Annotated in this window: 8 protein-coding genes and 1 riboswitch; of the genes, 4 read left to right on the top strand and 4 right to left on the bottom strand. The window is 40.0% G+C overall.

Features of this window, described 5'->3' with window-relative positions; genetic code table 11:
* Window positions 1-253 (top strand): T9SS type A sorting domain-containing protein (locus tag JXL83_05150; protein MBN2363498.1); only part of this gene is annotated, 253 nt, incomplete at its 5' end.
* Between the two features lie 41 nt (window positions 254-294).
* Here the strand turns inward: JXL83_05150 and JXL83_05145 are convergent.
* Together JXL83_05145 and JXL83_05140 are read right to left on the bottom strand one after the other, a co-directional pair.
* Window positions 295-1,128 carry a hypothetical protein gene (locus tag JXL83_05145; protein MBN2363497.1) on the bottom strand — a complete coding sequence of 278 codons (834 nt, stop codon included), beginning with the start codon at window positions 1,126-1,128 and terminating at the stop codon, window positions 295-297.
* The gene (locus JXL83_05140) at window positions 1,129-1,395 is read right to left on the bottom strand and encodes a DUF4342 domain-containing protein (protein MBN2363496.1); all 267 of its coding nucleotides are present in this window, start codon (window positions 1,393-1,395) and stop codon (window positions 1,129-1,131) included.
* 144 nt (window positions 1,396-1,539) lie between these two features.
* Here JXL83_05140 and JXL83_05135 point away from each other — a divergent pair, with 144 nt between their 5' ends.
* Both JXL83_05135 and JXL83_05130 read left to right on the top strand, forming a co-directional pair.
* Complete coding sequence (locus tag JXL83_05135) at window positions 1,540-1,845, top strand: transcriptional regulator (protein MBN2363495.1); 306 nt, start codon at window positions 1,540-1,542, stop codon at window positions 1,843-1,845.
* Between the two features lie 70 nt (window positions 1,846-1,915).
* Window positions 1,916-3,286, top strand: coding sequence for a TrpB-like pyridoxal phosphate-dependent enzyme (locus tag JXL83_05130; GenBank protein MBN2363494.1), 1,371 nt, complete (start codon window positions 1,916-1,918; stop codon window positions 3,284-3,286).
* Between the two features lie 38 nt (window positions 3,287-3,324).
* On the opposite strand, the gene pruA is transcribed toward JXL83_05130, so the two are convergent.
* On the bottom strand, window positions 3,325-4,953 hold the full coding sequence (pruA, locus tag JXL83_05125) for an L-glutamate gamma-semialdehyde dehydrogenase (GenBank protein MBN2363493.1): 1,629 nt from the start codon (window positions 4,951-4,953) through the stop codon (window positions 3,325-3,327).
* A gap of 78 nt (window positions 4,954-5,031) precedes the next feature.
* Window positions 5,032-5,153, bottom strand: a riboswitch (molybdenum cofactor riboswitch).
* Between the two features lie 331 nt (window positions 5,154-5,484).
* Here pruA and JXL83_05120 point away from each other — a divergent pair.
* A complete protein-coding gene (locus JXL83_05120; protein ID MBN2363492.1) occupies window positions 5,485-8,481 on the top strand; it encodes a hypothetical protein in 2,997 nt (998 codons plus the stop codon).
* A 43-nt stretch (window positions 8,482-8,524) separates the two neighbouring features.
* On the opposite strand, the gene JXL83_05115 is transcribed toward JXL83_05120, so the two are convergent.
* The coding region (locus JXL83_05115) for an MFS transporter (protein ID MBN2363491.1) at window positions 8,525-9,787 on the bottom strand (1,263 nt) is incomplete at its 5' end.

The following is a 9,787-nucleotide window of genomic DNA, read 5'->3' as shown; positions in this document are numbered from 1 at the left end:
TTCGAATATTTTCAACAGGAAAATTGAAATCGAGCTCTCTTTACCCTGCCGTACTTCTGTCATATTTAAAGTTCACGATTTAAGCGGAAGACTCGTCAGAGAAGATCGTTTCGGTAATATTTCAGAGGGAATTCACCGACTGTATTGGGAAGGAAAAAACGATAGGGGTGAAACTGTCTCTCCGGGAGTGTATTTTTTCAGTATTGAAGCCGGGGAAGGAATATACACAGACAAAATAATTTTTGCCGATTGAAATTTCCAGCGCGGCGTCGAGCCGCGCTTATTTTCATGTTATCAATTTTCCGCTGGTATCTCCGGCATGGGATAAAGCTCAATGAGAATTATACCGTTTTTTCCATGAGCTGTTATGAGATAGTACAAGGAATCGGTCCTTACAAAATATGTAACGTAGCCTTCAAGAGCCGGATATTCTATTTGATCGGGTGTTTCTTTAATGATGAGGAAAGCTGTGTCTCCGTTAAATGGATTGATCAATCCTTCTGGAAGATTCATCTCTTCTTTAGTCAGGGGATATCCTCTGCTGTCAGCAAAATAAAGAAACTCTTCAACTGCGAGTTGAATTGTGTGAGCGTTTTCGAGGACCTGTTTTTTGAATGAATAAAGTTCGACAAGGCACGAAAAATCTATTTTCCAGTTCCCATTGAGTCCTTCAAAAAAAACTGTGTCTTCCGCACCGTTTTGATACAAGAGACAAATAAAAGCTCTTGTGCTGTCAATTATTTCTTCCTTGACAATAGAATAATTCGGGTCAAATTCGAAATATTTAGGAAGTTTTTCAATATACAAAGCAATGAGTTGAGAATTCTCTTTGACAAGAGCTTCCTCTATCGGCAAGCCTAAAAGCGATTGAATTTTGTGGTTCAGGATGGAATCGTCTTTTACCAACCGCTTTTTTTCGTTTAAGTCATCCCTTAGCGCATCAGACATAACTTCGATAGTGTGCGAGGAAAGCATGGAGACTGCGCTTTCATAATCCTCACTTTCGAGTGCGATAAAGTAATTTGCAAGGACGTCCGATGGAAGCAAAGAAGGGTCTCCTAACGGCTTATTGTCTTTTGAACAGGAAATCAGCGGAAAAAGCAAAACAAGAAGCATAAATATTAACAATTAATCCTCCTTGATGGGTGTTTTTTTCCTGTCAACAATTATCGTGCATTTTGTCGCCAGCGCGGCTATGGCTCCTGCCGCCGCTAACATTGGAGATAGAAATACACCAACGACACCTACACTCAAAGGAAACTCGGCGACAGTCTCGCCTTTTTCGTTTTGGATAATTATCCGTTTCGCGTTTCCCTCTTTTAGAATTTCGTTGATTTTTTTGATGAGGTCTTCGCCTCTTACTTCAAATTTTTCTTGATTTGAATTTTCTTCCAATTTGACCTCCTTATGTCCTGTATTTTTGTATTAAATAATAATTTCTTTAACATGCTGAGGCAAGGATTCCGAAAATAATTGTGTTTGCATTCTATCTCAAAGTTGACAAATCTGTATAAACATGTTTCTATTTGTAGAAACATTATGGACAAATTAAAAGAAATATCAATCGTGTTGAGCGAAATGAGCGACCCGGAAATCGCTTGTTCTTTTTTACGGGCTCTTTTGACAAAAGACGAGATAAAAATGATTTCTTCCCGCTGGGAGCTTTCAAAAATGCTTGCTTGCGGATTGAGCCAGAGAAAAATATCGAAAAAATTAGGACTGAGTCTTTGCAAGATAACGCGAGGTTCGAAAGAACTTGGAAAAAGAAATTCGGCTCTAAAACGAGGATTGAATGTACTAAAACCGGCAGTCATATCGGCTCTCTGGATCTGGTGGGCGGTCTGACCGCCCGCATATTTTTCGTGTAATAATCCAACAATCCCCAATAATCAAAAATTCCAAAAAGGAGAATAACGTGTATTATAAATCGGTATTAGAAGACAGTGAAATACCTCTTAAGTGGTACAATCTTGCGGGAGATTTGAATGGAACACATCCGCCGGTCGACAATAGAGGAAATCCGGTCAAACCCGAAGACCTCGAAGTAATTTTTCCAAGATCGCTAATAGAGCAGGAGATGAGCCTTGATAGGTGGATTGAAATACCGAAAGAAGTTTTAGAAACTCTTTTGAAATGGAGGCCTACGCCGTTGAGCAGGGCGCGCGGGCTTGAAGAGTACCTGAAAACGCCCGCCAAGATATTTTTCAAAAATGAGAGTGTATCTCCAACAGGCAGTCACAAACCTAACACTGCCATCGCCCAGGCCTATTACAACAAAAAGGAGGGGACGGAAAAAATAACGACTGAAACCGGAGCGGGTCAATGGGGCAGCGCTCTCGCTTTCGCCTGTTCACTTCTCAATATGGAGTGCAAAGTCTTCATGGTCAGAGTAAGTTACGACCAAAAACCATTCAGAAAGACGCTGATGAACGTCTGGGGCGCTACTTGCGTTGCGAGTCCGAGCCATGAGACTTCTTTCGGAAGAAAGATGCTCGAAGAAGATCCTGATTCTCCGGGAAGCCTTGGTATGGCAGTGAGTGAAGCCATCGAGGAAGCCGTAAACGACAAAAAAGTAAAAACCAAATATTCTTTGGGAAGCGTTTTAAATTTTGTTATGTTACATCAGACAGTCATAGGTCTCGAGGCAAAAAAACAACTCGCTAAAATAGGTGAAAATAAAATAGACACTGTAATCGGCTGTGTCGGAGGAGGAAGCAATTTTGCTGGTCTTGGTTTTCCTTTCATAAAAGATAAAATTGAAGGAGACAGCATCAGCATCATTGCGTGCGAACCTGAATCATGCCCTACTCTGACAAGAGGACCATTTGTCTATGATTTCGGAGACTGCGCCGGTATGACGCCTCTTCTTGCAATGTATTCACTGGGTCACAAATTCATACCGCCGCCTATACATGCCGGTGGTCTCCGTTACCATGGAGCCGCCCCTCTTCTTTCCAAAGCGATAAAAGAAAACCTCGTAGAGGCAAGATCTTTCAGGCAAAGCGAATGCTTTACTGCCGCGCACGTCTTTGCCAGGACCGAAGGAATACTGGTCGCGCCTGAAACTTCACACGCTCTCGCATGTGTTGTAGAAGAAGCCGTAAAAGCGAGAGAAGAAGAGAAGGAAAAAGTGATTCTTTTCTGTTTGAGCGGTCATGGTCTGCTCGACCTTAAATTTTATGAGTCGCATATGAACGGGAATAATGTCGATTTCAAACTTGAGGAAGAATATCTTTTGAGGTCTCTTTCTGAAATCAAAGATCATCCTAAACCGGTTTTTTATTGAAAGAAAGGGGGAAAGCCCCCTTTCTTTCAGATTGAAAATCATTCTTTCATGTAATCATATTCAAAATTTTCCGGTGGGAGGAAAGTTTCTTTAACGGTTCTCGGATTTGTCCAGCGTAATAGATTCAAATAACTTCCGGATTTATCATTTGTTCCGGATGCTCTGGATCCGCCGAAAGGCTGTTGTCCGACCATTGCCCCCGTCGGTTTGTCGTTGTAGTAGAAATTTCCGGCGGCGTATCTGAGATACCTGCAGGCTTTAACAGACATTGAGCGGTCCTGGGAGAATATTGAACCGGTCAGACCGTAAGGTGAAGTAGAATCGCAAATCTTCAGTGTTTCTTCGTACTTGTCGTCGTCGTAGACAAAAATGGACATTACTGGACCGAACATTTCTTCTTCCATGGTTATGAAATGAGGATTCTTAACTTCGATAACCGTCGGATGGATGAAATATCCGGTTCCATCGTCGTACTTGCCGCCGGCAATAATGTCGGCTTCGGGGCTTTTTCTCGCATTTTCTATGTATCCGACAATATTGTCGAAGGAATTCTTGTCGATGACTGCATTGACAAAATTGGTGAAATCTCTGACGTCTCCTATTTTAATCTTCCCGATGTCGGAGATGATTTTTTCTTTGACCTGTTTCCACATGGAACGGGGAATGTAAGCGCGGGAAGCGGCAGAACATTTCTGACCCTGGTATTCAAATGCGCCTCTGACAATTGCCGTGGCGACTTGTTCCGGAATTGCCGAACAATGGGCAAAAATGAAATCTTTACCTCCTGTTTCACCTACAACTTTAGGGTACGACCTGTATTTGTCGAGGTTCTGTGCGACGGTTTTCCACAATGTGTTGAAGGTCGCGTTCGATCCCGTGAAATGAATTCCTGAGAGTTCTCTGTCAGAAAGCGCGACTTCGCTGATCGTGCTACCGGATCCCGGCAGAAAATTTATCACTCCGGCCGGTATACCGGCTTCCATGAAGATTTTCATGAGATAGTAATTCGAAAGAAGCGAAGTGGAGGCCGGTTTCCAGACCATCGTGTTTCCCATGAGGCACGGCGCCATGTTGAGATTTGAGGCAATCGCGGTGAAGTTGAAGGGTGAAATCGTGTAAATGAAACCTTCCAGTGGCCTGTATTCCATCCTGTTGAGAATGCCCTGTGAGGATTTCGGCTGTTCGTTGTATATTATTGATATGTAATTTGCGTTGAATCTCAGAAAGTCGATGGTCTCGCACGCCGCGTCAATTTCTGCCTGGAAAGCGTTTTTGCCCTGCCCGAGCATCGTCGAAGCGTTTATCAGGTATCTATATTTTTTTGAAAGAAGCTCTGCCGCTTTCAGCATAATGGACGCTCTTTCCGTCCAGGACATGTTCATCCATTCATCTTTTGCCTTCTTCGCCTCATCTATTGCCCGAGAAACTTCCTTTTTTCCTGCTCTGTGGTAGGTTGCCAAAACGTGCGAATGGAGATGCGGCATGACGACATTTCCGGTGTCGCCTGTCCTTACCTCTTTTCCGCCGATTATCAAAGGGATGTCTATCTTTTCCGAAGCCTGTTTATCCAGCTCTTTGACGAGGGCTTCTCTTTCCTTTGAATCTTTTGAATATTCATAAATGGGTTCGTTCTGGGGGACGTCAAAATTGAATACTGCATTGTTCATATACACTCCTCGTGTTTGTTTTGGATTTTAGAAATTCGCGGGGAAAATGCTCTTAAGGGGACTGGCTTCTCGTGAATAATTCCATATTAATTTTCTCCTTTTCAAAGGTGGAAGGCTGGACTGTTTCCGGTCCAACCCTGACGTTCTTCGGGCGTGACCCCCATGGTTTTAGCCCCAAAGACTCGGAGTTATCGGTACATAACATTATTAAAAGGCTTTGTAAAGTCTTTTATACGAATATTTAGTTATCATTGTTAATAGATAATAGAAAAAAGGTTATTCAATATTTTGTCATATTCGTCGATAATTTGTAATAAATCAAATAATCAGTAATAATTCAATTTAACATATTATTGTATATTTTGAATTGACAAAGTTTATAAAAGTATTAGAATACAAAACTATGTGGTTGTCGTCCAAAGTTTCATAAAAAATGCAGACAATTACGAAGCAATTTCTCTGGAATTGTTTAGTTCATTGGGTAAATTGAAATTTACACAAGGTCTGCACAAACAGAAAGGCGGTGATCTGATGTCCATGAAATATTTATCTCTGCCCAAAAAACTGTTGTTCTGTTCATTGTTATTGCTGTTTTTACTGACCTCTCTCTCCTTCTCCGAACCCAAGCAGGCGATATACTGGAGAGGAGAGTCAATATTTGATCATCCAGATGGGTCTGCGCTTACTGATGAAGCAATAAATGCCAGAATTGATACTTTGAGGTTGAGAGGTTTTACGCATGTTATGCTGGATTCTACTTGGAAAGCTTACTTTCCTCTTTTTACTGCAAAAAATATCGATGTAATTTTATATATGCATTTTCCTTACGGTCCTTTTAATTTTTTATTCAAGCACCCATATGATTTACTAAATAGACACCTATATATAAAGAATATGAATAAATTTAAGTCATTTCTCATAAATAATTATGAAAATATTTCGGCTGTTGTTCAAGGGGTAGAGAGTTCAGTATTTCCTGATAAAGAATTTTATGCTGGCGGAAGTCATCCGCTTGAACCTGACTTCAGTCTTGATAAAATAAATAATTCAGATGGGGATTATAAAGAACGGTCTTCATTCAGAAATTATCCCAACGACAATGATCATTTTGTAAAAAAATACATGCTTGATACTATAATGACAATGGATGAAGTGGAGTTCAATTTTCCAGAACTGGACATCAGTTCTACGGGTTTATTTAGCAATAATCACATAATTGGTCCAACCGAAGAGACAGGTAATCATTATATAATATGTGCCCAGACTTTTAAACCCCTTCACAGTCGAATTACTTGTGTTGATCTTTTTTTAGTGAGAGTTATTAATCAAGAAATTCCACCTGATATTTCTTCCCCTTGTTCTGATCTAGAAATATTTCTTACAAGAGTTGATGAAAATGGGAGACCTGATTTAGATCAAATTCTCGGAAGTTCCGACCGAATAAATTGGTTAACAGGTCATAGTTTTGACCGGGGTTTTGTTGTAGGGGAACAAATTCAAGTAACTGATCCCTCAGACGAATTAGACTCATTTAAGGTATATTTCGATCCTGACTCAATTGGTTTCCTCGATATTGATTCTCAATATGCATTAGTTATCCGAAGTAGAGATCGAAATCCATTACAAAATCCAAATCCTTGGTTCTACTTATTAGGATGCAGACAAGACAATTATTCTGAAGGACAGCTATACAGTAAAATAGAATTAACCTCAGAAGGATGGATGAGCGAACCATCTGTAGATATGTGGTTTAATGTGTATTATCCAAATTTACCGAGCAGAACAGATATTTATCAAAATGAAGAAAATGATTATATATATTTAGGCGACAATGAATCGAATATGAGGATTGCTCAAACCTTTTTATTTTCATCTGATTATGATCATCTTTCATCAATCATTTTGAAAGTAAAGAAATTTAATAATACCACTGCTTCAATTAAGGTTTCTATCAGAACAATGATGAACAATGGTCAACCATCAGAAAATGAACTTGCCTGTTTTAGGTTTTCGACTACTGCTCTCGAAGAAGAAGTTACAATAGATTTGCCCTGTGATCTTCAGAGAAATACCGAATACGCAATCGTACTTGAATACGAAGGTGAACCAAATGGTACGGAATATTATAAAATCGCATCAAAGGACATTGGAGTTAATCCCGGACCTTACATAGATGGAAAGCTTTATCATGGATCGTTAAGTACATGGACGTCGATATCGACAGCCGATTTGTATTTTGCAGTGAAAACACCGGTTTTAAACATGGATTTAGGTAAACTTCACAGAGACTGGATAGAATTTGAAACCCAATGTATTGCCTGGATTATAAGAGATATTGATAGTGTTGTAAATGAGGTTAACAAATCATGTAATTCTGATATAAAGGTTTATGTGTATAGCGGTTATCAGGATTATATTAAGAGAAATTTAACGAATATGGAATATAACAGCATGGATTGGTCTATGATAAGTGCAACTACAGATATCGATTATGCTGTTTGTGCTTGGGACCTTCCTACGGAACTCGGTCCTACTCTTGAAGCTCTTGGTAAAAATATTATTTTAATCGGCAATGTAGGTTGGCATCATGAATATCTGAGTTACTGGAAAAATGTTTATAATAGATGCGAGGGTGGTTTAAATTATTTCTGCTGGAATTATAATTCATATGACTCAAGTTTTAAACGTGTTCCTGTATGGCTTAACAGTTCATATCGGACAAGTTTTGAAAATGATGATAATGGTAATTTTGATGAGGGTTGGGACGGATGCTGGAGGAGAAAGATTTCTGACAGCCTTGGTAGAGTGGAGGTTTATTCTGAAAGCCAGACCATACATTATATAACCCTCGATTCAAAAAAAGAGATTAATCCTCATTTTCCTGCTTCAGAAAATGGATTGAGATTGTATTGTGATTTATCAATAATAAATCAAGTGGTAATGTTGAATTTCAAATGGTGGGATTATAACTCAGGTAATATTGAAGACGGCGTTTATTTATCTGACGATGCAGGTTTAACTTTTGTAAAAGTTTATGATTTCACTGGTCCGAGTGATAGATGGAATCTGACCACGCTCAATATTTCTCAGATAATTGAAAATACTCCTAAACTGAATAAAACAAATTCTTTTATTATCGAATTCAGGTGTTATTCTACCGGTCCGATTCCAACTAGCGGTCTTAAAATTGATGATGTTAATTTAACATTAGGTGGTTCGGAGCAACTTGATAATATCACAACCGGAACAACTGAATTCAGCTGTTGTCTATCAGATCTTAACTCCCTTTCCGGCGAGGGTACTGTCCAATACACCATAGGAACAGCCACAGATGTCGAGATAAATGTATACAACATCGCCGGGCAGAAAGTCAGGACACTTTTAGACGCCCCGCAGAATCCCGGCGAGTATTCAATTTACTGGGACGGGAGAGACGACAGAGGTCAAACACTCAATCCTGGTGCGTATTTTTTCAGGATGGAAGCCCAGGGAGAATGTGTTTCGGAGAAACTTCTCATAGTTAAATAGTTTTGGGGTAGAAAAAGGCGGCCCGGAAAATTCGGGTCGCCTTTTATGTTGTTGTAACTGAAGAAGCTTTCCTTTTCGGTTTTATTTCAAAAAATATAAGTATCAAAAGGCTTGAGACCAGATAAAGCGCACTCGTCGTGAAAAAGGGCAGAGCGTATGAAAATCTCTCGATAAGAAATCCGCCTATGCTCGCGCTGACTCCCCTGCCTGCCGTCCAGGCGATGACTAGTAAAGCGTTTGTCAGCGGCTGTTCGTCTTTATGAACCTTTTCCATGGCGTAATTGGTGAAAAGAGGTTGAGCCATGTTCATTAGGGCAGCCCTTACAAGAAAAGCAATTACTGCAAAGTAAAAATTTCCGGTTATACCCATGATTATCAGAAAAGGAATGGATATTAACTGAGATGATACTACTGTTTTGATTTTCCCAAATTTCTCAGAGAGCAAAGGAGCCAGAAGTATTCCTGAAATCATCAGGAACTGGGAACCCGCGAAAACTGCGCCGATAAGCTTAGTCGAAGCTGAAAATACTTCGTCAAAATAAAGATTTATAAATGGTATGCTGAGACCCGCACCGAGACCTGTCACGAGGTTTGGGAGAAACAACCTTACAATCACTTTTTTCTCAGTTTTAAACTTGAACCTGTCGTTTTTTACTTCTTTTTCAGAACTTTCTTTTATCAGCAGGTATGGAAGCAAGGCTGCCAGGACGAGACCTCCGAATATAAAAAGCGTATAACGGTAGGTTACGTGTGGAACCAGGCCGAATTTAGCGATCATTCCCGGTAATAAGCCGCCAATGACGCTTCCGAGGACACCTGCTATGAGCTGTGCTCCGAAATTCATGCTGAAAAGATATGGTCTTTCCTTGGGAGTTGAATTCCTCATGAAAAAAGGTGCGGCGGCTATTTGAAAAAAAACAGTAAAAACTCCCGAGAGAATCCCGCCGGTGATTATCATGTTGTAGTTGAATCCCATGACCTGAATGAAATATGTGAAAATTGTCACAGGTGTAGAAAGAAGAAGGATTTTCTTTATGGATATCTTTCTTATCAATATTGAAGCCGGAATCGCCATGAGGAGAGTCCCCATGGTGGTCGCAGTGATTATGTGGCCGATTCCAGTTTCGTCTATACTGATTGATTTCAGATATAAGTTAAAAAGAAGCGAGAATCCCGAAAAACCCATGCCGACGAAGAAAGATCCAGCCAGGAAAAGTTTTGCGTTTCTCGAAAAGAGCTTTATGCTCCCGGCGTATATGCCTATGACTTTTATGAATTTTCCGTGAATAAATTTTATCATATTATT

The sequence above is a fragment of the candidate division WOR-3 bacterium genome (genome assembly GCA_016934535.1).
In the GTDB taxonomy this organism is placed as follows: domain Bacteria; phylum SDB-A; class SDB-A; order SDB-A; family SDB-A; genus JAFGIG01.
The sequence above is the reverse complement of the archived record's forward strand: the minus strand, read 5'-3'. Positions and strand labels throughout refer to the sequence as shown.

Coding starts and splice junctions, on each gene's coding strand:
- JXL83_05135 (MBN2363495.1), top strand. CDS start 1,540: ATGGACAAATTAAAAGAAATATCAATCGTGTTGAGCGAAATGAGCGAC.
- JXL83_05120 (MBN2363492.1), top strand. CDS start 5,485: ATGTCCATGAAATATTTATCTCTGCCCAAAAAACTGTTGTTCTGTTCA.
- pruA (MBN2363493.1), bottom strand. CDS start 4,953: ATGAACAATGCAGTATTCAATTTTGACGTCCCCCAGAACGAACCCATT.